2 protein-coding genes are annotated in these 644 nt (G+C 48.1%); both read right to left on the bottom strand.

What is annotated here, in order from left to right; genetic code table 11:
- Positions 1 to 295 (bottom strand): hypothetical protein (locus tag E1189_RS25460; protein WP_230460338.1); only part of this gene is annotated, 295 nt, incomplete at its 3' end.
- A 15-nt stretch (positions 296 to 310) separates the two neighbouring features.
- The coding region (locus E1189_RS11415) for a hypothetical protein (RefSeq protein WP_155160459.1) at positions 311 to 644 on the bottom strand (334 nt) is incomplete at its 5' end.

The raw sequence follows: 644 nt of genomic DNA, 5'->3' as shown, positions 1-644 counted from the left end.
CTGTTCCCTTAATAGTAAAAGTAACAGGCACAACCTTGTCCCCCGTCCTGAGAGCAAGGTTTTCTCCACGTATATCCATCACGGATAAATCGTAGTGAGTTGGGACACCATTGTCACTCGCAATAATACAGGCATTATAACTATTTTCAGGGCTGCTCTGTCCGTACCAGGTTCCTAGGGTAATTATCCTTGGTATATGGCCCCCTGCTTCAAGTTCAAGTTTCACTGCCCAAACGGGCAGTGCTGGCAAAATCAGAACACAACACAGAAACCACTGTTTCAGCACGATAGACACCCAAAACTCTTCACGTTACTTTGTTTCGTTCCTGCCCACAGCCAGTCCATCATCAACTGGGATCTGGCAATTGTCTTCAGACAGCTGCACCGTACCCAGTCTGATAATGTTTCCACCTTCATCAGCAGGAAGTTTAATCTGACAGGTCCAGCCGTTGTCCATTTCAACACGCAGTGACGAGGCACTGGCAGGAGTCTCTAGCTGGAACAGGCCGTACTCATCAATAGTCACCGAAGTCAGACCACTAGAAATACGGGCATTGGTATCCGTATGGTTGTTAAACTGAATACGGCCAAACGCCAGTTTCAGAGGCACAGCGTCAACATCCATCTGCACGACATTGCCCGGA

This window comes from Parendozoicomonas verongulae (genome assembly GCF_009711465.1).
GTDB lineage: Bacteria > Pseudomonadota > Gammaproteobacteria > Pseudomonadales > Endozoicomonadaceae > Sansalvadorimonas > Sansalvadorimonas verongulae.
The sequence above is the reverse complement of the archived record's forward strand: the minus strand, read 5'-3'. Positions and strand labels throughout refer to the sequence as shown.